Annotated in this window: 21 protein-coding genes; 13 read left to right on the plus strand and 8 right to left on the minus strand. The window is 61.3% G+C overall.

Annotation, left to right across the window (positions count from 1 at the left end; all coding sequences use genetic code 11):
* Positions 1–122: 122 nt before the first annotated feature.
* Complete coding sequence (locus tag BMY91_RS21610; RefSeq protein ID WP_090825806.1) at positions 123–1061, minus strand: hypothetical protein; 939 nt, start codon at positions 1059–1061, stop codon at positions 123–125.
* A 92-nt stretch (positions 1062–1153) separates the two neighbouring features.
* Here BMY91_RS21610 and BMY91_RS21615 point away from each other — a divergent pair, with 92 nt between their 5' ends.
* Both BMY91_RS21615 and BMY91_RS23000 read left to right on the plus strand, forming a co-directional pair.
* Positions 1154–1453: a type II toxin-antitoxin system Phd/YefM family antitoxin gene (locus BMY91_RS21615; protein ID WP_090825808.1), complete on the plus strand. Its 300-nt coding sequence runs from the start codon at positions 1154–1156 to the stop codon at positions 1451–1453.
* 121 nt (positions 1454–1574) lie between these two features.
* Entirely contained in the window at positions 1575–1754 is a 180-nt protein-coding gene (locus BMY91_RS23000) for a hypothetical protein (protein ID WP_143054092.1), read from the plus strand.
* Positions 1755–1813: 59 nt separating this feature from the next.
* Here BMY91_RS23000 and BMY91_RS21625 read toward each other — a convergent pair whose 3' ends face one another.
* Together BMY91_RS21625 and BMY91_RS21630 are read right to left on the minus strand one after the other, a co-directional pair.
* Complete coding sequence (locus BMY91_RS21625; protein ID WP_090825814.1) at positions 1814–2584, minus strand: hypothetical protein; 771 nt, start codon at positions 2582–2584, stop codon at positions 1814–1816.
* Positions 2585–2834: 250 nt separating this feature from the next.
* Positions 2835–7562, minus strand: coding sequence for a helicase-related protein (locus BMY91_RS21630; protein ID WP_256212872.1), 4728 nt, complete (start codon positions 7560–7562; stop codon positions 2835–2837).
* A 27-nt stretch (positions 7563–7589) separates the two neighbouring features.
* Here BMY91_RS21630 and BMY91_RS23570 point away from each other — a divergent pair, with 27 nt between their 5' ends.
* Positions 7590–7895: a hypothetical protein gene (locus tag BMY91_RS23570; RefSeq protein WP_256212861.1), complete on the plus strand. Its 306-nt coding sequence runs from the start codon at positions 7590–7592 to the stop codon at positions 7893–7895.
* Here BMY91_RS23570 and BMY91_RS23575 read toward each other — a convergent pair.
* The 5 genes from BMY91_RS23575 to BMY91_RS21655 all read right to left on the minus strand — a co-directional run bounded on the left by BMY91_RS23575 (position 7892) and on the right by BMY91_RS21655 (position 13399).
* Complete coding sequence (locus BMY91_RS23575) at positions 7892–8248, minus strand: TnpV protein (protein ID WP_256212862.1); 357 nt, start codon at positions 8246–8248, stop codon at positions 7892–7894. The two genes, BMY91_RS23570 and BMY91_RS23575, sit on opposite strands and share 4 nt — an antisense overlap.
* Positions 8249–8499: 251 nt before the next feature.
* Positions 8500–8820: a hypothetical protein gene (locus BMY91_RS21635; protein ID WP_090825819.1), complete on the minus strand. Its 321-nt coding sequence runs from the start codon at positions 8818–8820 to the stop codon at positions 8500–8502.
* Positions 8820–9452 (minus strand): AAA family ATPase, encoded by a 633-nt coding sequence (locus tag BMY91_RS21640; protein WP_090825822.1) that lies wholly within the window; start codon positions 9450–9452, stop codon positions 8820–8822. The genes BMY91_RS21635 and BMY91_RS21640 overlap by 1 nt, the downstream gene beginning before the upstream one ends.
* Positions 9453–10798: 1346 nt before the next feature.
* The gene (locus tag BMY91_RS21645; protein WP_256212863.1) at positions 10799–12391 is read right to left on the minus strand and encodes a bifunctional DNA primase/polymerase; all 1593 of its coding nucleotides are present in this window, start codon (positions 12389–12391) and stop codon (positions 10799–10801) included.
* 687 nt (positions 12392–13078) lie between these two features.
* Positions 13079–13399 carry an ArsR/SmtB family transcription factor gene (locus BMY91_RS21655; RefSeq protein ID WP_090825831.1) on the minus strand — a complete coding sequence of 107 codons (321 nt, stop codon included), beginning with the start codon at positions 13397–13399 and terminating at the stop codon, positions 13079–13081.
* Positions 13400–13763: 364 nt separating this feature from the next.
* Here BMY91_RS21655 and BMY91_RS21660 point away from each other — a divergent pair, with 364 nt between their 5' ends.
* Genes BMY91_RS21660 through BMY91_RS21705 form a run of 10 tightly spaced genes read left to right on the plus strand, consistent with a single transcriptional unit; the run spans position 13764 to position 24791 of the window.
* Positions 13764–14840 (plus strand): CHAP domain-containing protein, encoded by a 1077-nt coding sequence (locus BMY91_RS21660; RefSeq protein ID WP_090825834.1) that lies wholly within the window; start codon positions 13764–13766, stop codon positions 14838–14840.
* Positions 14837–15349: a hypothetical protein gene (locus BMY91_RS21665; protein ID WP_090825836.1), complete on the plus strand. Its 513-nt coding sequence runs from the start codon at positions 14837–14839 to the stop codon at positions 15347–15349. The genes BMY91_RS21660 and BMY91_RS21665 overlap by 4 nt, the downstream gene beginning before the upstream one ends.
* A 47-nt stretch (positions 15350–15396) precedes the next feature.
* Positions 15397–16917 carry a chromosome partitioning protein ParA gene (locus BMY91_RS21670; RefSeq protein WP_090825838.1) on the plus strand — a complete coding sequence of 507 codons (1521 nt, stop codon included), beginning with the start codon at positions 15397–15399 and terminating at the stop codon, positions 16915–16917.
* A 33-nt stretch (positions 16918–16950) separates the two neighbouring features.
* A complete protein-coding gene (locus tag BMY91_RS21675) occupies positions 16951–17559 on the plus strand; it encodes a DUF6668 family protein (protein ID WP_090825841.1) in 609 nt (202 codons plus the stop codon).
* A gap of 13 nt (positions 17560–17572) precedes the next feature.
* Complete coding sequence (locus tag BMY91_RS21680) at positions 17573–17842, plus strand: hypothetical protein (RefSeq protein ID WP_011777317.1); 270 nt, start codon at positions 17573–17575, stop codon at positions 17840–17842.
* A 28-nt stretch (positions 17843–17870) separates the two neighbouring features.
* Positions 17871–18620, plus strand: coding sequence for a DUF8175 domain-containg protein (locus tag BMY91_RS21685; RefSeq protein ID WP_090825844.1), 750 nt, complete (start codon positions 17871–17873; stop codon positions 18618–18620).
* 1 nt (position 18621) lies between these two features.
* Positions 18622–19935, plus strand: coding sequence for a TrbL/VirB6 family protein (locus BMY91_RS21690; RefSeq protein ID WP_090825847.1), 1314 nt, complete (start codon positions 18622–18624; stop codon positions 19933–19935).
* Positions 19922–21430: an SCO6880 family protein gene (locus BMY91_RS21695; RefSeq protein WP_090825850.1), complete on the plus strand. Its 1509-nt coding sequence runs from the start codon at positions 19922–19924 to the stop codon at positions 21428–21430. The genes BMY91_RS21690 and BMY91_RS21695 overlap by 14 nt, the downstream gene beginning before the upstream one ends.
* The gene (locus tag BMY91_RS21700; protein WP_090825853.1) at positions 21430–23025 is read left to right on the plus strand and encodes a helicase HerA domain-containing protein; all 1596 of its coding nucleotides are present in this window, start codon (positions 21430–21432) and stop codon (positions 23023–23025) included. The genes BMY91_RS21695 and BMY91_RS21700 overlap by 1 nt, the downstream gene beginning before the upstream one ends.
* The gene (locus tag BMY91_RS21705) at positions 23022–24791 is read left to right on the plus strand and encodes a TraM recognition domain-containing protein (protein ID WP_090825856.1); all 1770 of its coding nucleotides are present in this window, start codon (positions 23022–23024) and stop codon (positions 24789–24791) included. The genes BMY91_RS21700 and BMY91_RS21705 overlap by 4 nt, the downstream gene beginning before the upstream one ends.
* Positions 24792–24794: the final 3 nt, after the last annotated feature.

Consider the following 24794-nt stretch of genomic DNA (forward strand, 5'->3'; position numbering starts at 1 on the left):
ACCAGTTTTGACCAAGTATATAGGGCGTTGGGGGGCATTTTTACGGAGCCATGCCGATGATGGTCAAAAACGGTCGTTTTTGACCCGCCCCAATCTTGGGGTATCACGAGCTGCACGTCAGCTCAGCGCGAGCTGCCCGAAGAGTCAGCTGGGTTGGGCACAATGATCAAGGCGTCGCTGTCCTGGGCTTTGAGTTTGAGCGCTGGGCACGACTCGATCGGCAACGTGACGACAATGGGCTGCTGCAAGGAGCCCCCGACCATCCGGCCCGAAAGCGTCGCCGGGCAGCCATCAGGCACACCAGCTACCCGGGCGTCTTTCACATAGATCTGCACGGGCAGGGGATCTGTTATTTCAGCGGCTGGGTTAGCTCTCCCCCAAACTGGCATGATGGCAAAGATGACAACTCCAAGAACGAAGAGAGCGAACCAACGCGGCGCCTTGTCAAGCAATTGGGAGTAGGCGTCACGTTTTTGCCAATAGGTGGCGGCTTCTTCAAGAAGTTCTACTCGGGCTGTTGTGGCCGCATATTCTCGTTCAAGCCAAGCCACGTCCACAGCTGGATCTAGATCCCGCTGGGACCATGTGGATGGTTCGCCCCTTCTGAGAGCATCCAATGCGCGCTTTGCTCCGACGATGCCATCCGCGTAAAGGCTCGTGATAGAAGTTGCATCTCCGAGGAGGAATGTCCGTCGTTCGTGGACCCATGCAATTTGAGGAGGTAACTTGGCAGCATCGAGGTTGGGCTTTGGATCCAAAACCCCCGCATCCAGTTCATCGTTGGACAGCTCATTCACCGTTTTGCCCTGAAGGGCAAGGACGCGTGTGGCCCCAAGCAGAATTACGCCTATCGCTATCAGAGCTACAGTCGCTCCACAAGCAGCGATAAGGGCTGCCCAGGGTTGGAGATTGGCGATGGCCGTCAGTTGAAGCCCAGCAACGATGGCGGCCGCAATCGCGCCGGCGGAGGCAACAAGCCACTTCAGAGTGCTATTCAGGTTCTCACCCCGCGCTGCAAACGTCAGGGATGAAGCCTTGCCTGGGCTGGGAGGAATATCCACGCTAGTCTCCTTGCTATGTACTACATGGGTACTACAGTGTTAGTCTCGTGGTTCACTCGAAAACGTTCCACCCGACGCGCGAAGGAGTGAAGATGGAAACCAGTCGACGGATTGCCAGTTCCCACTGGTACACCATGCGTGAGTTGAACCAGAACACCGCCAAGGTGCTTCGAGAGATCAATGAGTCTGGCGAGCCCGCGCTCATCACCCGGCAGGGTCGACCCATAGCACTCATCACCCCTCTAGCCGACGCGCAGGTAGAGTCTGCTGTGCTCGGGGCGGTGTTGGACTCCCTACCCCAACTGACCGGGGAAGAGCCCCTCAGCGAAATTCGCGAGCCCGAAGAAGTAGCGGTCGATGCAGATATCACCTATCGGGGTGGCTACGCGTAAGAAGCGGCACAAGTTCTACGTTCGAAACAACCTTCAGGATCACCAACCCGCCCCGAAGCTTCAGATTTATCTGTTCGTCCTTCGTTAGCCAGCGATATACCAGGATGTACTCGCAAGCCTGGTGTTGGAAGTCGTCGACATCGTCTTCAAGATCAAACGACGTGTAGCTGGGCAGTTCAGCAACCCGAACGCAACGCCTGTATCTGATGCCTTCATGTTCTTGGAGAGCTCCCTCTATGGCGTCGTCAGTATCGGGCCGCAACTCTTCGGACGCAATATGGAAGACCTCCGCTGCGACTAATGAGTCCCCAATGGCCCGAAGATCCTCAGATGCGATTGCTGACCACTTTGGCTGCATGTTCACCTCCCTACTTGGGCGAAGAGGCCAGACTTGTAGATTTGGCTCAAGTCCATTTGCCCCTTGTCTGGCTTATCAAATGGTGCTTTCAGAGAATAGTGACGCTCCGTGAAGGAGATTTGTGCTGTTCCGTAGTCCTCTCTCGTTCGGTCTTCCCATGTGATCAGTCCATTGTCGCGAAGGTCCTTGAGGCCAGCGGAAAGGACATCGGACGAGAATCCATACCACTTTTTAACAAGCCGACTTGGTAGGTAGAAACCTGGGCGCAGAGAGCGGGCAATCAGAAGCACGGCTTTGCCTTGAACGGTGAGGTCTCGGTACCAATTCTCAGACCAGTACTCCAAAGGCAGGGTGAAGAACCTGCCCGTCGGGGCCGTGTACGGGTCGCCGCTCCCATTCTCGTGGAGGGTCGTAATTTTGGCTTGTTTGGACTCTCTTTCACGGCGGATGAGTTTTCGGTCAGCAAGTTTCGCCCAGCACCTTGAAACGGCGTCCTTACCGTAGGCTTTGTCGCCTAGTCCCATGGCACGGGACCACACTGCAGCGTCACGCTTGGTGTCCCAGGGCGCTGCAGAGGCCGCTAGTCGGTGAAGTAGATACAGATCCAAGGAGCGACCGTTGCTTGAGTTGATGAGAGCTCCGAGCTGCCCGGGAGTTTTCCTTTCCTGAAGTTGGACAAAGTCGGTCCGGATGGCAACATTTTTCTTCCGCTTAGAGTCTTCCAAGAGGCTCTGGACCGACTTGTCCTGAAGCTCGGTGAGGTGGTTTTCCATGGACTTATCTAAGCACCTTCAAGCGTAGCGAGCAGTCGAGCTGTATCTAGTGAGATGCGGTTTCAGCGTGTGGTATACAAGGACCGTTAAAGAATTCCGAATAAGATTACCGTCCAAAGACCCTTTAAGAATTCCAAAAGGTCAATCGCCGACTGCGCCCCCATCTCCTGCCGGGGATCGGCATCATCCACGCGACTTGAAAAAGTTTGCTTGGAATTCGACCACGACTGCTATCGGCCCACTCCGACACCTATCGTCCGTAGTCGGAATCCTGGCCACGATCCTGTTCCTGCATCCTTTGGTTACTGACTGCGGCTGAGGTCGCTTGGGCAGTGGCGCTGGGTGGTTGTGGGAATGATGCGTTCATGAGCCGTCGCATTTTCTCCAGGCGCGGATCTACTTCCGGGGTCGGTTCGGGCTGGGGTGGATCGTCCGGCTTTGCGGCTTCGGCCATGAGTTGGTCGATGCGGGCTGTGTTGGCTTGGGCGGCTTTGAGTGCTTCGGCGTGCTTGAAGGGCTCTGCCAGTGCCTTGTCTGCTTGTTCGATGCGGGTGAGGGCTTCCTGCCGTCGTGTCTCGACGTCAGCGGCGAGCCTTGGCAACGAGGACACTCTGTTTTCGAGTTGCCTGATCGTGCCAAGGTCAGCTGAGAGCAGCCCCTTGCGTGATATCTGGGTGATCGCCCTGGGCACACCCTCGACACGTACCTCTACCGTGGAGCGGTCGAGGTCCCGTCCGGGGACGAGCTTGGCGCGGAGTTCGTGGCCGCCGAGGGTGGCGATGGTGCCGAGCTCGTCGTATCCGTAGAGGTTCATGAGCCGGTGGCCTTGCCTGCCTGCCCACGCCCGGAGGGCTTCGGCAGCGTCGGTTCTGTTGTCGAAGGTTTGGCCTCCGATGGTGGTTTTGAAGGCGTCCGCGGTGGTGTCCACGGTCCTTGCCACGGCGGCGTGGATCAGTGGCAGGTCTTGGGCTGCTGCGTCAGCTGCGGCTTGTTCCCCGCGTTTGGTGTGGTGCACCGCGACCAGGTTGCGGTTGTACGCCCGGTCCAGGCGGGACAGGCGGGCCAGTTCCTGGTCCGCGACGGCCTTTTCCAGGACCAGCGGGTTGCCGCTGGTGATGGCTTTGGCCTGGGCGAAGTTCAGGGTGTTGTCCCCGATGTCTTCGATTTCCCGGACGTCGAGGCGTCCGCGCATGATCTGGTTGATGAACCGGGATTTGCGTTCCAGTCCTTGCCACATGAAGGAATCGAAGGATTCCTTGGTGACGACCTGGGAGATGCGGACTTCGGGGTTCTGGTTGCCTTGGCGAAGGATTCGGCCGTGACGTTGTTCGACGTCGGCCGGCCGCCACGGGGCGTCCATGTCCACTAGGTGCACGGCACGTTTTTGAATGTTCGTCCCGACACCCATTTTCGATGTTGATCCGACGAGCACGGCGATCTGTCCGGAACGGGCGGCTGCGAACAGCCGGCCTTTCTCGTTGTCGTTCTTGGCGTCGTGGATGAACCGGACCATGTGTTCGGGAACGCCACGGCGGCGGAGCTGGTCTTTGAGCTCGCCGTAGACGTTCCACTTCTCCGAGGGCGTGCCGAAATCACAGAAGACCAGTTGCAGGGCGCCTGGGACCGGATCCGGTTCCCCGGTGGAGGGGTCGGTGTAGATGCGGTCTTTGTGTTCCTCGTACACGCTGGCCAGCAGGTCGGCTGTGGCACTGATCTTGGTGGGTCCGCGCTGGAACAGAGCGGGATCCACAAGCCTCATGTCCAGGGCGGCTTTCCGGCCGTCCGAGGAGACTTTGAGCATGTTGTCTTCCTCAGAGGCCACGAGACGGCCCTGGATGGCGTCGACGCGGTCGCCGATGTCCTGGATGTACTCCCGCAGTTCAGGGCTGGGGTCAACGACCAGCATGTTCGGCTGGCGGAGCCCGTCCCCGTCCCGTGGGGCGAGAGCCGGGATAGGCAGTTTGAGGTCTTCGGCGGTTTTGACGTCCGCGCAGGTGTGGAACATCTTCAGCAGTTCGGGGACGTTTTGGAACTTCGCGAACCGGCTCTTGAGTTTGAACCGGTCACCTCCGGCGACGGAGAGTTCCATCTCTTCAACGACCTGACCGAACGTGGCGGCCCAGGTGTTGAAGTCCTTGATCCCGGCTGCTTGGAGCAGGTCCGGGCGCAGGTAGCGCTGCATGACGTACATTTCCGTGACGGAGTTCGCGATCGGTGTTGCCGTGGCCCCGGTGATCACGCGCCGTCCCTCGCGTTCGCGCAGGAACTCGGTCTTCATGTGAAGGTCCGATGCCCTGTTGGAGCCTTGGATTGCGGCGCCGGGGATGTTGGACGGTGTCCGGAGGTTTTTGTAGTCGTGCAGCTCGTCCACGACGAGGTAGTCGATGCCGGTTTCCTCGAAGCTGATCCCCGGATCGGCGGGAGTGTCGAGTTTGGCTTTGAGCGTTTCTTCCTGGGCCAGTACTGCCTTTTCCAGCCGTTTGACGATGCTGGCGTTGGCTCGGCCGTTGTCCTGGTCGCTGTTCTTGACAGCCTCCAGCTCCGCCCGCATCTGAATGACTTCAGCGTTGATGTAGGCGGCTTCGGCTTCCGGGCTGAGACTCACTCGTTGGAAGGCGGTGCGGGTCATGATCACGGCGTCCCACTGGTTTGCTGCCGCACGGGCAACGAACTGCCGGCGTTTGTCGCCGGCGAGGTCAGCCGATGAGGCGGCGAGGATCCGCGCCTGCGGGTAGATCTGCAGCCATTCCCGGGCGAACTGTTCGAGCATGTGGTTCGGGACGATGACGGCGGGCTTGTTGACCATGCCCAGTCGGCGCAGTTCCATCACTCCCATGACCATTTCTGCGGTCTTTCCTGCACCGACCTGGTGGAACAGGCCGACGGCTGGTTCGGAGAGCATCCGCGCCACAGCTGCTCTCTGGTGCGGGCGTGGGGAGAAGTCTTTGGCCATGCCGGGCAGGGTCAGGCGTTCCCCTTCGGTGCTGTAGTCCCGGAGCACGATGGAGTTGAAGCGGCGGTTGTATTCGTCGATGAGGCGGTTTGCCCGTTCGGGTTCTTCCCACACCCATTCGCTGAACCGTTCCTGCAGCAGCTGCGCTTTTTCCTGAGCGGCTGCGGTTTCTGTGGGGTTCAGGATCCGGCGTTTGTCTTCATTTTCGTCGGTGACGCGCACCGGCCTTTGTTCGAGGACCTGTTTGAGGATGTCGGAGGCGGGCATCCGCTGAGTGCCCCAGTTGCTTGTGGCAGCGAGGGTGTGGCGGTTGGCTTTGACGTCCCACATAGACCCTGCCGCGTTGGAGACGGTGGCGTAGGGGTCATTGAGGATTTCGCGGACGAACGCCTGGTGGGTGTCGGCGTCGATCCAGACGGCACCGAGGCGTGCTTCCACTTCGTCCATGCGCAGCGGTTCCGGAATGGCCTCGGTGAGGGCTTGAACGTTGGCGTTGAACCGCTCGTCGCTGAGCGCGGCGGCTTGGGCGATTTCAAGCTTTTCGCGGACGTTCCCGGAAAGGTATTCCGCGCGGGTTTGGAAGGTTTCCTCCGGGCCGGGGACTTGGTAGATGCTCTCCCCCATGGCCGCACGGGTTTCTTCCGGGCTGATTCCCAGCAGGGACGCGGCGTAGTCCAGGTCAACTTCACCGACGGTATCGAGGGTGACGGTGAGGGCTTCTTCTGCGGTGTCGACGCCCAGGACGGGACGTCGGGGCTGGACCTGGCGGCTGGACAGCAGGGCAGCCGGAGTGGCAGTCTGCGTGGCTTCGTCAAAGTTCTCCAGTGCCTTGACCAGGGGCCCGAACGGGTCACGGCTGAGGATCGACACGGCCCTGGGCGTCGTGCGGGCCTGGATGGGCTCCTGCGTCTCTTCGTCCACTCGCCCGGTGTCCCGGAGAGTGAAGCGGTTGATCGGGCCGTAGGTGTCCACGTACTGGCTGTAAGCGGACTTCAGCTCGGCGCGGAGCGTGTCGATGTCGGCGGTGTCATCGCGGCTGTCGGCCTCTGCGGTAAGGAGCTTCCGGCCGGCGTCCCTGAGCCCCAGAAGGGCGCGTAGTTCGGCGGCTTGGGTTTTGGGGACGGCGAGTTCGGTGTGGGAGCCGTGTTCGACAACGGTGAAGCCGTTGTCACTGGCGCTGATATGGCCTTCCCATTCCGTGGCTGCTGCCGGGACGTAGGCGGCGCGCTGGCGGTCCTGCTCTGCGGTGCGTTCGGTGATGACGAGTCCTGCGGACTTGGCCTCGTCCACGACGTCGGCCAACGCTGTTTCCAGGCGGTCCGGGACGGCCGAGAGGTCATCGGTGGTCAGTTGCAGGGTTTCGGCCCCGTACATGCCGTGGGCCACGTGCAGCTCCCCCAGCAGACGGTCGGGGTGCTCATCGAAGTAGGAGTTCAGGCGGGTGATGGTCCCGTCGATCCGGCGGGCGCTGACGGTCTCCCAGAGTGTGGAGGCCGGTTCTTGCGTGGGTTCCCTGCGCCGGAAGATCAGCAGATCGGTCATGGCGTCGGTGCCGGCCGCTTTGCGGTGCGCGCCGGTGGGCAGGCGGACAGCCCCCACGAGGTCGGCCAGCTGGTTCATTTCCCGGCGTGCTGCCGGGTTGGTTCCGTCCAGGGTGAAGCTTGATGTCAGCACTGCCACCATGCCGCCCGGGCGGGTCAGTTCCAGGGATTTGAGGATGAAGTGGTTGTGGATCGAGTGGCCGCCGGCGTTGTGGCGGGGATCGTGCAGTGTGACGTTGGCGAAGGGGACGTTGCCGATGGCCAGGTCAAAGTGGCCGGTGGGGAGTTTCGTGTCCGCGAAGGACTCCCCACGGACAGTGGCTTCGGGATAGAGAGCTTGGGAGATGGCCGCGGTGGTCGGGTCCAGCTCAACACCGGTCATCTCCGCGTTCTCGGGAGCGAAGCCGATGAAGGTTCCGACGCCGGATCCCGGTTCCAGCACGGTGCCGCCGTCGAATCCCAGGTCCTGCACCGCTGACCACATGGCCTGCACGTAGGCGGCGTCGGTGTAGTGAGCGTTGATCGTGGTGCGGCGGGCAGCGTCGTACTGTGCCTCGCTCAGGAGGCTGCGCAGGTGTTCGCGGTCCCCTGCGTATTCCTCACGGGTTTCATCGAAGATTTGGAAGACGCCTTGCGCTCCCCAACTCCCCCACCGCGCAAGCGAAGCCTTTTCAGCCTCTGTGGCGGGCCGGTTCTCGGCCTGCAGTGTCTGGAGTACTTCGAGGGCTTCAAGGTTCGCCCGGATGCGACTCCGCGCACCGGACGGTGCCAGATCCTCCTGAGACGACGGGCGGAACCTGCCCGCTTCATCGGCTAGTAGAGCTGTTCGCGGAGCTTGTCCACTTCCCTCATCGAATCCAGGTACTCCTGAATACTCGGATTCACGTACTCGTCCTCCTCGTCCTCGCCCTCCGTCTCCGGCGGCGAAAGCAGGTCGTACCGGACGATCTCCTCGGCCTGGTTCCGTGCCGCGTTCAACCGGCCGACCTTCTCCAGATACCCCTCCCCTTTCGGGTCCGGTCCCGCGATCCTGACCTGCAGCTCGTCCACTTGCTCCTGAGCCTGCTCCCCCAGATCCGTGAAAAACTCGTCCGGGTTCTGAATCTGGCTGTACCGAGTCGGGCTCGCTGCCTTCCAGGCTTCCTGAGCCTGCCTGCCGTACTTGTTCATTGCGGTCCTCCTCTGGTGCCGCCCACAGAGCGTCGAAGCTCAGCTGGCCATCAATCTGCGTCTTACGTCCCGCCATGGACTACTCCCCCTGGTGACCTTCTTCTGCATCGAAGGTCACGCTAGCGGGGATCGAAGGCATTCGCTTGTCACGGCGGTTTCTTGCCATGATCTGCTGGGATATTCACCTCAGGAAAGCTATTAAATCAATATCAAAATGATATCAACTTGAATGCATCCCAGTAAGAATGGACTCACTCATAACTGTCACGGACCTGCTCCAAGCCAATCCTCAGAGCTCGCAACGCCATGGGATGCTTTTTCCTTCCCTCCAGCTTTGCTACAACAGCCAACAGGTCAACCAACTCGCGATCCTCGTCGAAGCGAAGCAGCATTGTCCTAGGATTTCCCTTATCCCTGGAATCGCTCAGTTCGGGAGTCACCTTTGGCCTCACTGGAGCATTGCGATCGATACTCGCAATTGGTTGTGCAAGCAACGGCTCCGCTCCATTGCCGAAAGCCTCGATCGCTTCGTCCCTGGCTCTATCCGACGCGGAACGCTTCTTGATTGCCACTAGCCCATCAACTCCTCTACCAACCCGCGAATCTCCCTCGCCGCCTTTGGGTTCTTCCACTCAACAACGCCAAGCCCCTCCCCCACGACGTCCCTGTAAGCCTTCCTTTCGTACAGGACCGTCCTAAGCGGCTCGATGCTGGGGTAGTCAGACAGGTATTCCCTTGCGTCAGCGCTCTCGGATTCAAAAGCGTTGGTGGACACGCGCGTTAGGGCGCCACGAACGCGCAATTCCGGGTTGAAGTCACGCGCCGTTTCAATCAGCTTGTCTACCGTAACGAGAGTATCCAGATCGAACTGACTCGACTGAGTGAGGACCAAGAGCTGATGCGCTGCAGTCATGGCCGTGCGCATTTCTTTGCTGTCCTTCCCCGCGACGTCAACCAAGACGACGTCGTAACCCCCGTCAAGTTCACGCAGGGTCTCATGCAAGCTGCCAAGCTTTTCGACCACGAAGATACGGGGCTGATGGCCCGCCTCTTCCCGGTCCACCGCCCACCGCGCCGTGGAACGCTGGCGATCACCGTCCACGACAGCCACCCGCCTCCCCCGTTTTGCGAGCTCGACAGCAAGATTCGTGACGACAGTGGATTTCCCCACGCCACCCTTTTCACTTCCAACGACAATGATCATGCTTCCAAACTAGCGTCAGCTAGGTATCAGATAGCTAGCGACACGCTAGCTTTTTGATATCACTTCGATAGTGATATCGAAGAGGTATCACTATCGAACTGATACTCAAGGATTGACGACCGAGGAAACGCTACTCTGCAGCGTTGAATGGACGTCAACGAACATCCATACCAAACCACTAGCACTTTGATACTGATTTGAAACCACACGCCGCATCGACTCCAGGGCCTTCAGTGCATCGCGCCTCCTTCGGCCCCTGCCTCCAGTCAAGCCATCATGCCCCGGGGAGTGGCTCAATCGAAGCATCAAGCTCACATTGAGCGGGAGTGGAAATGATACTGGTTTAGTATCACTATCAAAGTGATATCAAACGGACTGATATCTAACGAAACGCTACTCTGCGGCGCTGAATGGACGCCAGCCAACACCTATACCAAACCACTAGCACTTTGATACTGATTTGAAACCACACGCCGCATCGACTCCAAGGCCTTCAGCACATCGCGCCTCCGACGGCCCTGAGCCAGGTCGTGCACGTGAGGCTGTGGTTTGGATATTCGTTTGCAAGCATTTCAGTATCGTTTCGATAGCAGTTGAGCCGAAACTTAAGCGCAGCGTGGACAAGCGCAGGGGATTGGGTAACTCACCTAGCTTAATGTCAGGATTTCCTGACGTCGATCTAGGTGGGCCTGCCATCCTGGTGAAGGCAAAGCACAGAAAGGTGGCCACCATTGAGATGGGACATGCGGGACGGGCTTCACGAGGGGAGTCTCAGCGCCATCATTCCTGACGGCCGAGTCTCTGAGGATGTTCGTATGGGTGTTGTCGTAGTGGAGGGTATATCCGGAAACTTTCCGCGCCACCCAAACATTAAGACACACGAAATGGTGCCTGACGATCAAATTGTGGGATGGTGTGCCGCCTGCACGTGCGGTTGGAAAGGTCCTCGCTGGTCCAGAGTTGATACGTCGCGACGGGCGGCTCTTTCGAAGCGTCTGGCGTACCTGCCCTCACTTGGCTTCGCTGTGCCCTCAGTGGGCGTTGAGGAAGCTCTCCGTCTTGAGTGGGAAAAACATGCCTTTCCTGCTGCCGCCATGTCTGAACTTAATGCCGCCGTCAGAGCAGCCGAAGAAGCCGCACGCCGTTTGGACAGGGGAGTAGCCTCAGCAAGGAAAGCCGGTGTGTCCTGGGCGCTTATCGGTTCTGCCCTAGGGATGAGCCGCCAGTCCGCACATGAGAAGTGGAGTTCGTAACAACGACTCATCAACGGACAACATGCGATCCACTGTCGCGACGAGTTTGCTGTTTTGTAGAGACGGCCGGCTACCAGGCACCATTACCCACGCTCATGCTGCATGCCAGATACTCTCGTCATCTGGCGGTATCCAGTGATCTTCTCGATCCGGGTCAAACATGTCGACCTCTTCCAAGGCACGGTCCACAAAGCGATCCAAATATGCGTGCCAAGCGGCTCGGTCCCGACGGTTGCGGCTGACTTGGGCTTGATGTTCCTCCAGTACCCCCAGGCGGACGGCAAGACCGCTGAGGCTAACTGAGGTGGTTCTCCATTGGCGTCCCGTTCTACGAACCATGCCCATGGCTTCCATTTCTGAAAGCACCTTCGTAGTGGCATTACGGCTAATACCAGTCAGCCGTACGAGGTCGGCAGTAGTGGGGGAGTAGCGACCTCGTTCGATGCCCTCATAAACGAGTGCTGCGGAATCACCTAGCGCCCGAAAGACAGGACGAACAGCGTGCACTCTCCCCTTTCTCCAAGTCAATTCACGGGCAAGTTGCTTGAAGTGGTCGGGCAGTTGGACCAGGTAGATATCGGCGGCTTTGTGCCTTGCGTCGGCAATCTTCGTGACGATCCCGTCTGATTCTTTGACCAAAACGGGCAGGAGCCTTGCGATCGTAACGTGGTGTTTGCCCATTGCGGCAGCCAGCGTTCGGCAGCCCACATCCAGGACATCAGTTTCCTTTGCACGCATGTAACCCAATAATCCGCGCATCAGAAGTCTCAAACTGATGCCTTCCCTGCCACGACTTTGAAGGCGATGGTCTAGTACAGCGTAGACAACGTTCTCCAGGTCGTTGACAAGCTCGTGGATCGAGCGGCGGCTAGGAGTATGGGCCCCCCCTGTGAGTTTTGTTCGGCTTGTGTTGTTAATAGGTGCAGTTTTCTCCCTTGTTCTAGGAGCTGGAGTTTTTTGCCTTGTCGCGTTGACGTAGGTCTGCGCTTTGGTCCACTCGAATGTCAGTAGCCGCTTCTGCTTGTTGGCACTGCTGTAGAGAGCAGCGAGCCCGGGGAATTGCCCGTTGAGTTCGTTCTCTACCTGTTCTCGGGTCCAGCCGCAGGCCGCGAAGTGGTTTAGGACGGCCATCCGCGCCTCAGAAGGGCTCTTGTACCGCGAGGCGTCGTAAAGCCCTGTACGGGCGATCCTGCGTAGAGGTGAGTCGCCGCCGGCGTTCGGCGGCAGCGACAGACCAGCTGATTTGCGCTGAGCCGAGGCTGTCTTGGCTTGCCGAGCTTTGTGCGCCTGGAGACGCTTCAGTTCCGGTGCGAGAGCGGCCTTAAGGGCCAACACCGCCAACGGTGGATTCCTTCGGCGCAGGTAGTCGTATGCCACAGATAGAGGGGTAATAAGCGTTTGATAGCCGCCCGACTTGTGACGGGATCCTGGGACGCGGATACAGCCATCGCTTAAGTTCTGGTGGGGGCTTGGGTCCAGGCTCGTGGATCGCAGAGCCAGAGCCTCGACAAGCTCGCGGGCGGCCGACCCATCCAAGCGTTCCCGGAGCGGGATGTACAGGTGCCGGCCGCCGCTCGGGGAGAAATCTTCTATGAATGCTAGACCGCATTCCTGAAGCAGTTTGCCCAGTCGAAGGGCGTCGGCGTCAACGACCTCTTTGAGGGCTTTCGATGTATCAAGATCCAAGCACAAAGTCGCGACACGGCCATCTGCCCCGTGGATCATGACCGCGGCCGGACGCTCGGGCAACCGGCTGGTGATCTTGGCACGGTGAGTCGGGCGCGGGTACTGGAACCTGGATCCGATCCATCTACCGAATCTGAGTGAGGGTCCGCCGGCTAAGAGAGGAGCAAGAGCCCAAGCCTGCTCAGGGGTGGTTTGAGGGGCGACACTCGCAAGCGGGTGCGTTGACGCCGAAAGAGCATCCGGTACCATAAAGGGCAGCAGTTCCTTTTCTTTTAGGTAAAGCAAAGGGCACCCACAGCCTGTGGGTGATGAATAGTTCAGATCTGGCCCCGCCAAGAACTGGATCTGAACGAATACTTAGACGAAGGCCCGCCACGTGCGGGCCTTCTGCTTTTAACTTGCCCTAGCGATAGGCAAACTCCCCTGGTTTGGGTCGTCGAGCTTGTTAGGGAGACCGTTGTCGCGATCAATGAGCGCACCAACATAGTCACTCAAAGACAGTCCGTGCGCGTTGGCTGCCTCATGGGCGCGCTTATGCTGATCCGGGTATAGCCGCCCACGCAAGGCGACACGATGACCGTCCAGCTTTGGAGTGGTGTACTGAGGATTTGCGCTCATGCTCCAAATCCTTGCTTAATCTTCGGGCCGGTACCGGTATCGTTCGCGGCGTGTCGCCAGTAAGAACACTTAATGTCCTAGCAAGTAGTCCTTCAGTGCCGCCAACAGGCTCTCTAAGCGCTCTGGCTGGATCGCGAATGTGACAACACGGCCACGTCGTTGTCCGGCCGGGGCATCCGCGGTGACCAAGCCGGCTTCCTCTAGTGCCCGCAGGGCTCGCCGCGCCGTGTTGGAGTCTGTCCCGAGTTCTCGGGCCAAGTCCGCAGCTCCGGTAGGGCCATGGAGTGATAAGTGGCGCAGGATTGCGCGCGAGAACATCGTCCCGAAGGATTCGATGGCCATCTCTACGTCCCTCGGGAGGGCGCTAGGCGGGCGAATGTAACGGGGCATCCCATCATTTTGTCACTTCCTACCGTTTCTCTACGTTTCTTGATAGACAACATTTAATGTCGTTTTACTGTAATGTCTTAACCGTGACACAGGCAAGAGACTCACATGAGACGGCATGCGACTGGATGTCCACATGCTCGAGGCTCTTGACAAGCGTTTTTGTCGAAAACTGTGGACAATGCGGGCTGTACCAATCGATGGAGTTAAGTCGGTGGCGGCTGGTAAGTGTTGAAGCGATGTTCCAGGGGGAGGGCAGAGTGCCAAAGGATCTGTATTTGCGTTCGTGGACGTCCACGGCCTTGGAACGTGCATTGTTCGCTCGGGTGCAGAAGCCTAGAACGGCAGCCTGCGGGGCACGTTCGTGATGGGTCGTAAGTCACTACGCTTGGTGGCACTTGTTGCCATCCCCAGTCTGTTCTTCGGGCTGATCTTCTCCTTCATCCTGTTGCTGGCCCCGGCCAAGCCCGCTGCCGCCGATTGCGGCCCGGTGTCCGTTGTCGTTGACGGCAACACGAAAGTCGATGGGTATTCCGCGGAGCAGTTAAAGAATGCCGCCGCTGTTATGGGAGCCGGCAAAGCGCTGAACCTCTCCGTAAAGGGCCAGACCATCAGCATCATGGTGGCCCTGGGGGAGTCAGGGCTGCGCGTCCTGGACTACGGCGACGGTGTCGGGCCAGACTCCCGTGGCTTGTTCCAGCAGCGCGACAACGGCGCATGGGGTTCCTACACGGACCGCATGGACCCGACCATCAGTGCCACGAACTTCATCAACGCGCTGCAGGCCGTACCGGGCTGGGAGCAGTTGGAACCGACCATTGCCGGGAACAAGGTCCAGCGCAACGCGGACCCCTACCACTATCAGAAGTACTGGCCCGAAGCGGTCAAGATCGTTCAGGCACTCTCGGACGGTAAGTTCTCCGTTGAAGGCGGCGACTGCGGGATCCCGGGCAAGTCCGGTGCGGGGGATGACTACCCATGGAAAGACTCTCCGACCTGGTTGCAGGTCGGAGCAGGATCAGCGGCAGCATCACCGTTGGGCATGTTCTACCGCGAATGCGTGGACTTCGCCCTCTGGCGGGTCAACCAGCAAATGGGTTCAACCAGCGCACCGTTCAAGTTCCTCAACGGCAACTTCCGCCCGGACGGCCAGGGCCTCGGTTCTGCGGTGACGTGGAAGGCCGGCTGGGACGCCAAGGGCTGGCCCTCCGGCAAAACACCCCGAGTCGGTGCAGTGGTCTGGTACTCACCCGGTGTTGGCGGCTCGGACCCGACCTTCGGCCACGTGGCCGTCGTCAAGGAAGTCAAGGAGGACGGGACCTACGTCGAAGAGGGCTACAACGGCAACCCGCCCCCAGATGACCACACCTACTACACCCGCACTGTCAGCAGCAGTGTTCCGTCCGCGTTCCTGTACCTGCCCGGCTTGGAGGCAAAGAAGTGAAACAACCCGCTCTCGTTCTTATTGCGGTGGCACTGTTGTGTGCTGGTTGTGCCCCGGCGTCGAACACCTCGCCAGCACCGGCAGAGACTACGGCCACGCCCTCGGCTCCGGTCTCCCTGAGCGTCGATAGCGGCCCGCAGGCACCGGGCGGGACCGTCCCTCCCACCATTGGCATCTCCTGGGATCAAGCCAGCAAGGATCAGGCCGTGGACGTCGCGCAGAAGGCAATGGCCGACTTCGCCCGCCCGACCGTAGGTGACCAGCAGTGGGCAAACGACCTTGCCCGCTGGCTCACCCCGCAGGCCACCGCCGACTACTCGGCAGTGGACCCGGCCAATATCCCAGCCAACCGCGTCACCGGCCCGGCCAAACTGACCGTCGATGAAGCCAACGGCTACGGGGTCACAGCATCTGTCCCGACCAATGCCGGAACCTACACGCTGCAGCTGCTCCGCACAGGCAAGGACGCACCGTGGAAGGTCAACCGACTGACCCCACCAACCTCCTAAGCGCCTAACCCCTCTTCACCTCACACACACGTAAAGGAAGAAAGTTCATGGGTACTACACCAACCGAGGTCCTGGCCTTTCCCAGCATCAAGGCCATCGTCCGCGACAACGGAACCGCTGAAGTCGTCGTTGCCGGTAACTCCCGGGTCGTCCCCGACGGGGACACGCTGCAGGACCTCCGCAACAACGCCCTCGCCCTCGTTGTGGGCGAAGCGCAGACCCTGCAGCGCCCGGTCAGGGTCCAGATCGAGGACCCCGAAGGGCACGGCGAATTGATCGTCCACCCGGACAACAAGATCGAATCCGTCTCCTACGAACCGCGCCCTGCCCGTCGCCGGGCACAGGCCCCGGAAACCACGCCCGAGACAGTGGCACCGGCCATCATCGAGGCCGTCCCCGTCGCGGCTCCTGAGCCGATAGCCCCTACCGCGCAGCCCGCCGTTGAAGAAACGGCAGCGGCAGTGGACCGTCAGCCGTGGCCGCCCACTCCAGCGGAGCCCGAAGCAAACACGGATCTCCAGGCCACGCCTGAGGTCACCGGCGCGAACGGGCAGCGGATCACCGACGCAGAGCTGCCGCAGGCAGCTGTGGCCGCGCCGGAGGCTCCACTGACTCGGCGCAGCTTGAAGGAAACGTCCTTCCTGGTCAGCGCACCGGTCCTGGAACCGGCCACACAGGGCTGGCGGGGAACACTCACCCGGCTCGGGTTCCGCATGGACCCCTCACTGGAAGAGCTGTCCGAGCGCGAAGATATCCGCACCGTAAGCCAGCACTGGCCCGGCCCCCGGACCATCGCCGTGGTCAACCGCAAAGGCGGGGCCAACAAGACACCCACCGTCGTCATGCTCTCGGCCATTCTCGCCCGCTACAGCGGAGCGGCAACCGTGGCCTGGGACAACAACGAATCCCAAGGCACCTTGGGCTGGCGCACGGAAAAGGGCGCGCACAACCGCAGCGTCCTGGACCTGATCGATTCCTCCACTGAACTGCTCTCCCCGTCCACGAACGCGGCTGAGATCGCGAAATTCGTGCACCACCAAACGGCTGACAAGTTCGACGTGCTCCGTTCGGATGAGAACGAAGAAGGCGACCACGAAGTCACCGCGGAGGAAGTCGACATCGCCCACCAGGTGCTGACCCGTTACTACCGGTTGGTGGTCATGGACTCCGGTAACACCGCGCGGGCCGCGAACTGGCGTCGGATGATCGATCACACCAACCAGCTGGTCGTTCCGGTCACCGCTATCGAGGACCGCGCAGAAGCCGCGAGGTTGACGCTGCAGACCCTTGAGTCCCGTGGTGGCCACGACGCTGAACTGGCCCGGAACGCCGTCGTCATCGTCTCCGAATCCACCGACGCCAAGCGCAGCATGACAGGGGACGCACTCAAACGCGCGAAAGCCGAAGCTCAGCGCATCGCGGATGGCTTCGAGCCGTTCGTCCGCGCGGTCGTCCGTATTCCCTACGACCCCGCCCTGGTGAATGGACCCATCCGTTACGAAGCTCTCCAGCCCGCAACCCAGCGGGCATGGCTGGCCGCAGCTGCCGCCGTCGCCAAAGGCTTCTAACCCTTCCCCGCCGACTGAAAGAAAGGAGGAACCATGCAACTGTCATTGAACCCCTGGGTCACCAGCCCGGCCGAGAGCATCGAAGAAGAAACACCTGACGTGCACGTCCCGCCGGCTGCCGTGATCAGCACACCGCTCAAGGGCATGGTCGAACCTGACACCGCAGATCGTCTGGCAAGCCGCACCATCACCGGCACCGCAGCCCTTTGGGTCGTCGGCAGCCATGGCGGGGCCGGTGAAAGCCGCACCGCTGACCTGCTCGATGGGGCACGCCCCACCGGTCACTGCTGGCCTGTCCTGCAGGACGGCAGCAAGCCCCGTGTGCTGCTGGTCTGCCGCGCCGACATGCGCGGACTCACCACAGCTCAAAGCGCCCTTACCCAATGGGCCTCAGGAGCCGCACCTGCTGTGGAGCTGCTCGGCCTCGCCGTCCTCGCGGACGCGCCGGGAAAGACACCCAGAGCGCTCCGTGACTTCACGGCCATCGTCGGCGGGGGAGCGCCCCGTCTCTGGACGCTTCCCTGGGTCGAGGCATGGCGGCACGGAGACTCCACCACCACACCAGCGGCCCGCGAATACCAACGATTCATCACGGACGTAACCGCCCTGGTTACCGAAACCAACCCAAGCACCAACCACTGAAAGGTCACTCATCATGAATTCGATCACCGCGATCACCACCAGCACCATCCCCAACCCCACGCCGGTCGTCCCCGCAGAAGCCGGCGGACTGCTCACCGTCCTGAACTGGGCCTCCGGTATCGGCCTCGTTCTAGGCGTTCTCGGCGTCATCATCGTCGGCATCACCATGGTCATCCAGCTCCAGCGCGGCGAAGGCGGCCAGTCCCTGGCCAAACTCGGCTGGGTCCTGCTCGGCTGCATCATCATCACCGGGGCCGCAGGCATCGTCCGCGCCTTCGTCTAAGCCAGCACCAACAACGGGAGGTTCACCCTTGAGCCAGTCAACAGAGAGCACCACCGAAAGCAATCCGTTCACCAAACCCGGTTTCATCATTGCTGCCGCGCTGGTGGTCGCGCTGATCGCAGCAGCCGTCGTGATCTTCCTGCTCCCCAAAGGACAGGAAAACGCACAACCAGCACCGGCAGAGTCAAGCAGCGCCGTCAGAGCTAACCCCAGCGCATCCGCAGCAGCCGGGAAGAGTGTTTGCGGGCTTCCTGCCGGGACTGAGAAGTCGTTGGGTTCCGCCCCTACTTCCAAATGGGAGCTGGTAGGACGCATGGCAACGCCCACAGATCCGAAAACCTTCGGACCAGGCAACACTGATGAGAGCGGTTTCCGGTCCTGCTTTGCCCAGTCCCCTACTGGGGCTCTTTATGCCGCGGTGAACGTGGCCGCCCTCGGGTCGAGCGGATCTTCGGAGATTGTCGCGAAGCTTGCCGACAAGTTGCTGGTGCCGGGGACTGGGCGCGATAACGCCATGCGTGAGGCCGACACTAAGCCCGCTTCTCCTAGCGCAACTTCCATCCAGGTGCGCGGCTTCTTGATCAAGGCCTACGCACCTTCGGAGTCGACCGTTGACCTAGCATTCGAAACCAACTCCGGGGCCTTAGCGCACCTGACTCTGTCAATGCGGTGGATGGACGGAGACTGGAAAGTCATGCCGGCCGACGACGGCAAAACTTACAACGGCCCCACGCAGATCCGTGACCTGAGTGGCTTTATCCTCTGGTCTGGGGTCTGACATGGCTGAATGCAGTTTTGGAGACATAGGATGCGGCATTGGTAATGCCGTCTCCGATCTGACTGACGACGCGATCGGGAATCTAGCGAAGTCCATCATGGAGGGCATGAGCCAGATGGTGACGACTCTGTCTACTTTCTGGGTTTCCATGCCCACCGTGAATCTGACCAGCGGCGACGGCTCAACAGCTAGCCCTATTGTTTCTGCGGTCAATAGTGAGTTGATGCCATGGACGCTGGCACTGGCAGTTCTGGCCGTCATCCTCGGCGGCATCAGGCTGATTTGGGAACAGCGCGGAGCACCCCTAAAGGACCTGCTCCGGTCGCTGCTGACGCTCACCTTGGTGTCCGGTCTGGGCTTAGGGGTGATTTCGATTTTGGTGATCGCGGCAGATGCCTTTTCTGCCGCGATCATCGATCGGTCCACGGACGGCAAGGGCTTTGCCGAGTCGATGAATGTCCTGGTCATGGTGAACCAGCCCGGTATCGGGGTCTTCATTCTGATCGTGCTGGGCTTGATCGGGCTGCTCGCATCGCTGGTGCAGATCGTGCTGATGGTCGTGCGCAGCGGCATGTTGGTGATCCTGGCAGGCATTCTGCCGACCACCGCCGCGTTCACGAACACCGAAATGGGACGCCAGTGGTTCCAGAAAGCAGTGGGCTGGACCATCGCATTCATCCTCTACAAACCAGCCGCAGCCATCGTCTACTCAGTGGCGTTCCTCCTCATGGGTAACAGTGGCGGCAAGGACGCCTTGATCGGTTCCATTACCGGTTTCACATTGATGCTCGTGGCTCTGTTCGCGCTACCCGCTCTGATGCGGTTCGTCACCCCAATGGTTGGTGCTGTTGCCTCCGGTGGCGGTGCTGGGGCAGGTGCGGCTGTTGGGGCCATCGCCACAGGGGCCGTCTCCCTTGGACGCGGGGGGAGCGGCAGGGGCAACGCGTCCCCAACTCCCGCGTCATCAACAAGCACACAGAGCACCCAAATCGGGAGTTCACCAAAAGGCAGTGATGGAACATCCGGCCCACGAGGCGGGGGAGGGCAACCTACCCCGGGCGCTACGGGACCGGGCGGATCGGCCGGCACAGCGGCAGCGGCCAAGGCAGGTATGGCCGGTGCCGGATCCGCTGGAGCGACAGCTGGTGCCGGTGGAGGGGCAGCGGCAGCCAGTGGAGGAGCGGCGGCAGCTGGTCCCGTAGGTGTGGCTGGTGTGGCTGTAGCTACAGGAGCAAAGGTGGCGTCCACGACGTCGCAGGCAATCGAAAAGACCGCGCAGGATTCAACCGGGGAGGGCCCCAGTGGCAGCAATTAACACCGAATACAAAGAACCGTCCTACGGCAACTGGCGCGTACCGCGATCAGCCGGGCTGGCCAACCTCGGCGCGATCGGCACCGCCATCGTGTTCGCGGGTTTGTTGGCGGGCATTATCAGCTTCGCTATTTGGGGCCTGTTCGTTGGCCTGGGCGTTCTTGCCTTTGCCGGTGTCAGCGCCTTGCTGCTGACAGTCAAGGACAAGCATGGCCAGTCCATCGTTGACCGCGCCGGCACCCGTTTGGCCTTCAAAGTCTCCCGGTCCTCGGGCACGAATCTTTACCGTTCAGGCCCGCTCGGCGTAACGCCGTGGGGCATGTACCAGCTTCCGGGCTTGGCTGCGAAGTCCACCCTGTACGAATTCACCGACTCTTACAAGCGTCCCTTCGCCATGCTGCACGTGCCCACCACGAGTCACTTCACCGTGATCTTTTCCACCGAACCCGATGGGGCCTCCTTGGTGGACCCTGAGCAGGTCGATGCGTGGGTGGCGAACTGGGGCGGCTGGCTCGCCGGGCTCTCCGATGAGGCAGGGCTGGACTCCGCAGCCGTGACCGTGGAAACGGCCCCGGACTCGGGGTATCGGCTGCGGAACGAAGTACTGATGAACATCGACCCGGAAGCACCCGCGTTCGCTCGGGAAATGCTGAACGAGGTCGTGGCCACCTACCCGGAAGGATCAGCCACGGTCCGTGCTTGGGTGTCGTTGACGTTCAAGGCCGCTATCCGTACAGGGGCGAAGAAGCGGACCCCTGAAGAAGTCGCCCGTGACCTTGCCTCCCGGATCCCCGGCTTGTCGGCACGGCTGCAGTCCACGGGTGCCGGGATCGCCCGTCCTACGACAGCGCAGGAACTCTGCGAGGTCGTGCGGATCGCCTACGATCCGCCCGCAGCGCTGATCATCGATGAAGCCCATGCTGCAGGGTCCCCGGTGTCCCTGACCTGGGGCGAGGTCGGCCCCACCGCACACCAGTCCAACTGGGAGAACTACCGGCACGATTCCGCCTTCTCAGTCTCGTGGACCATGACCGGTGCCCCGCGTGGATCGGTGAATTCGTCGGTACTGTCCCGGTTGCTGGCCCCGCACGGGGACGTTGACCGCAAACGCGTCTCGTTGCTGTACCGTCCCATGGATTCGGCCCGCGCCGCTGCCGTGGTCGAACAGGATCAGAACAACGCCAACGTCCGTATCACTTCCGGAAACCGGCCATCTGCCCGTGCCTTGGTGGATGCCCGGTCAGCGCAACAGACCGCGCAGGAAGAAGCCCAGGGTGCCGGTTTGGTGAACTTCGGTGTAGTCGTCACGGCCACCGTGACCGACCGGGAACGCCTTCCAGACGCTGTGGCTGCTGTGGAACAGAGTTCCGGTAGCGCCAGGTTGCTGCTGCGTCCCGCATACGGGTCACAGGACACGGTGTTCGCCGGATCCCTGCCTCTGGGCCTGGTGCTGCCCGAGCACAGCATGGTCCCATCTGAGATTAAGGACGCTCTGTAATGGCCCTCCCGAAACTCTTCACCCGCTCCTCGAAGCACAGCACTGCTCCGGCCAAGGCTGCGCCGAAAAAGGCTGAGAAGCAGCCCCGCCCTGCCGGTCCGGGTGCCCGTGGCTGGCGCGGTCGCGGAGGGGGCATGGCCCAGCTCGTCCCTACCGTGAAGCAGTACCGGGGTACAACGGTTCAGGTCTGCGGTCTGTGGCCGTTCTCCTCCGGGGCGTCCTCACCCATGATCGGTGTCCCGCTGGGCCGCCACGAGGAAACACAGGCCACGGTCTGCTGCGACCCGATCAGCTGGTTCCAGCGCGCACGGCTGATCTCCAACCCCTCCGCGTTCATCCTGGGCAAGCCCGGTTTGGGGAAGTCCACCGTGGTGCGGCGGATGTTCATCGGACTCTCCGCACAAGGAGTTCACCCGCTGATCCTTGGTGACCTCAAAGGCGAGCACGTCAAAGCCGTCAGGGCACTCGGCGGGCAGGTCATCCGGCTTGGTCGTGGTGTCGGGTACCTGAACATCCTTGACCCGGGTCAGGCTGTTGAAGCCGCCCAGCTTCTTGAAGAAAACGGCCATCCTGAAGACGCAGCGCGCGTCCGGGCCGACGCGCACGGACGCCGCCTGACCATGGTGGTCTCGCTGATCACGATCAGCCGGAACAGCCCGCCCACCGATCAGGAACAAACCATCCTGGACCGGGCCTTGCGGGTCCTCGATGACCGTTTCGACGGTGTGCCGGTGTTGAAGGACCTGCTGGATGTCATCGTCTCCGCACCTGACGAGCTGCGGCAGGTCGCCCTGGACCGGGGCGACATGAACATCTACCTGCAGGAAACCCGGGCCTTGGAGGCAACCCTGCTGGGATTGACCGGTGGCGGGAAGCTGGGAGAAATCTTCTCCCGCCAAACCAGCCAGCCCATGAAGCGTGACCGTGCCGTGGTCTTCGACGTCTCCAGCATTGACGAGACCGAAACGGACCTACAGGCCGCCATCCTTCTGGCGTGCTGGTCCTACGGGTTCGGCACGGTCAACGTCGCCAACGCCCTGGCCGATGCCGGGCTGGAACCGCGACGGAACTACTTTGTGGTTCTGGACGAGCTGTGGCGTGCGCTGCGGGCCGGTAAGGGCATGGTGGACCGTGTGGACGCGCTGACCCGGTTGAACCGTTCGGTGGGTGTCGGGCAGATCATGATTTCCCACACCATGTCCGACCTGCTGGCACTGCCGGCAGAAGAGGACAGGATGAAGGCCCGCGGCTTCGTCGAACGCTCCGGCATGGTCATCTGCGGCGGCCTCCCGGCCTCGGAGATGCCATTGCTGACCTCAGCCATTCCGCTTTCCCGACAGGAACAGCAGAAACTCATTGGCTGGCAGGACCCGCCCGCGTGGGACTCACGCGGCGTCGACGTCGAACCTCCGGGCCGGGGAAAGTTCCTCATCAAGGTCGGCGGCCGTCCCGGGATCCCCGTCCAGGTCGGACTCACCTCCTTGGAGAAGGGCCCCGAAGGCGTCAACGACACCGACGGCAAATGGCACTCCGCCCCTGAAACACTGCTGGAAACGGCAGCACCGAGCCTGCCCAGTGAAGGAGGTTCACTGTGAGCGCGCCAAACCGCAAAGGGATGGGCATGGGCGATGCCCTGCTGGTATGGCTGGCCATCGGGTTCATCGTCATCTTCGGCGGCGGCACCTATGGTGCCTTGCACCTCGGATCGTGGATGGCAGGCATCGCCGCCCCGCCAGCCCATCCCATCGATCTGATCGCCGGACTGGCCAAGGGCCGCGTGCCGTGGCCCACCGAAGCCACCGTTGTCGCCTGTCTCATGGCCGGCCTGGTCCTGGCCCTGACCATCGTTGTCCTCGTGGCGTGGCGGAAGGGTGCGTCCAAGCGTGCCCGCGTCGATAAGGCCGCCCGGTACCTCGGTCGCGGGAAGTCGCTGGCCGCGTTCTCGGAAAAGGGAGCGAAAGCGACCGCCGAGCGCCTGGGCGTCACGGACACTCCCGGCATCGTCGTGGGCAAGGTCGTCTCCACCGGGCAGAAGTTCATCCAGTCCTGGGAAGACCTCAGCCTCGACATCTGGGGACCCCGTACCGGTAAATCCACCTCCCGGGTCATGCCCGCCATTCTGGACGCACCCGGCGCCGTGGTCTCTACCTCGAACAAGCGCGACGTCGTGGACGGCACTCGAGGCGTCCGCGAGGCCACGGCTCCGGTGTGGGTGTTTGATCCGCAGAAGATCGCTCAGGAAGAACCGGACTGGTGGTGGAATCCGCTCTCTTACGTTACCGACGAGGAGAAGGCGTACAAGCTCACCCAGCACTTCTCGGTCGGTTCCCGCGTGCCTGGGTCCAAGCCTGATGCCTACTTCGATCCCAAGGCCGAAGACATTCTGTCCTCGTACTTCCTCGCCGCCGCGCTCGGGGAGCTTCCTATCACGCAGGTCTACATCTGGGTCACCGAACAGGTAAACCGGGAACCGATCAACATCCTGAAACAGCACGATTACGAGCTGCAGTACAAGGGCCTTGAATCCACGCTCGAACTGGCTGATAAGCAGCGCGACGGTATCTTCGGCACCGCCGAGAAGATGATCCAATGCCTCAAGAGCCGGAACACGCTGCGCTGGGTCGCTCCGACCGGTGGGGCAACGGTGGCCACGGATGCCCGCCGCCAGTTCAACCCGCATGCTTTCGCCGCGTCTCAGGAGACGATCTACATTCTCTCCAAGGAAGGTGCCGGCTCCGCCGCACCGCTCACCACAGCCCTCACGGTGGCCATTGCAGAAGCCATGGAAGAACGCGCAGAGCGCAGCGGCGGCCGGCTCCCCAAGCCCGCACTGTTCGCTCTGGATGAGTTGGCCAACGTCGTCCGCTGGGCCGGACTGCCAGACCAGTTCAGCCACTACGGCTCCAAGGGCCTGATTGTTATGGGCATCCTGCAGTCCTGGTCCCAGGGCGTGGAACTGTGGGGAGAAGCGAACATGCGGAAAATCTGGTCAGCGGCGAACGTGAAGGTCTACGGCGGCGGCGTGGCAGAAGAAGGCTTCCTCCGGGCACTCTCGGACCTGATCGGAGACTACAGCTACATCAACGTCTCCACTTCCTCAGGCAAGTCCGGTTCCAGCCGCTCCCGCCAGGAGAGTAAGGAACGCATCTTTGATGTTTCCAACCTCGCCGAACTGGACCGTGGCCGCGCCGTCGTCCTGGCCTCCGGCGCCCCCGCCACGCTCGTGCGGACCATGCCCTGGTACACCGGGCCTCATAAGGAAACGGTTGAGGCGTCCATCAGGAAGTACAGCCCCCGTCCCGAAGAACCAGCCGCTGCGGTGTCGGCTGCACCCGTGGCCAATCCGTGGGTCACAAAGTAGGAA

The organism is Arthrobacter sp. yr096 (assembly GCF_900108925.1).
Taxonomy (GTDB): domain Bacteria; phylum Actinomycetota; class Actinomycetes; order Actinomycetales; family Micrococcaceae; genus Arthrobacter.

Coding starts and splice junctions, on each gene's coding strand:
- BMY91_RS21615 (WP_090825808.1), top strand. CDS start 1,154: ATGGAAACCAGTCGACGGATTGCCAGTTCCCACTGGTACACCATGCGT.
- BMY91_RS21625 (WP_090825814.1), bottom strand. CDS start 2,584: ATGGAAAACCACCTCACCGAGCTTCAGGACAAGTCGGTCCAGAGCCTC.
- BMY91_RS21630 (WP_256212872.1), bottom strand. CDS start 7,562: ATGTGGTCAGCGGTGCAGGACCTGGGATTCGACGGCGGCACCGTGCTG.
- BMY91_RS23575 (WP_256212862.1), bottom strand. CDS start 8,248: ATGAACAAGTACGGCAGGCAGGCTCAGGAAGCCTGGAAGGCAGCGAGC.
- BMY91_RS21640 (WP_090825822.1), bottom strand. CDS start 9,452: ATGATCATTGTCGTTGGAAGTGAAAAGGGTGGCGTGGGGAAATCCACT.
- BMY91_RS21655 (WP_090825831.1), bottom strand. CDS start 13,399: ATGCCCCGTTACATTCGCCCGCCTAGCGCCCTCCCGAGGGACGTAGAG.
- BMY91_RS21660 (WP_090825834.1), top strand. CDS start 13,764: ATGGGTCGTAAGTCACTACGCTTGGTGGCACTTGTTGCCATCCCCAGT.
- BMY91_RS21670 (WP_090825838.1), top strand. CDS start 15,397: ATGGGTACTACACCAACCGAGGTCCTGGCCTTTCCCAGCATCAAGGCC.
- BMY91_RS21675 (WP_090825841.1), top strand. CDS start 16,951: ATGCAACTGTCATTGAACCCCTGGGTCACCAGCCCGGCCGAGAGCATC.
- BMY91_RS21680 (WP_011777317.1), top strand. CDS start 17,573: ATGAATTCGATCACCGCGATCACCACCAGCACCATCCCCAACCCCACG.
- BMY91_RS21690 (WP_090825847.1), top strand. CDS start 18,622: ATGGCTGAATGCAGTTTTGGAGACATAGGATGCGGCATTGGTAATGCC.
- BMY91_RS21700 (WP_090825853.1), top strand. CDS start 21,430: ATGGCCCTCCCGAAACTCTTCACCCGCTCCTCGAAGCACAGCACTGCT.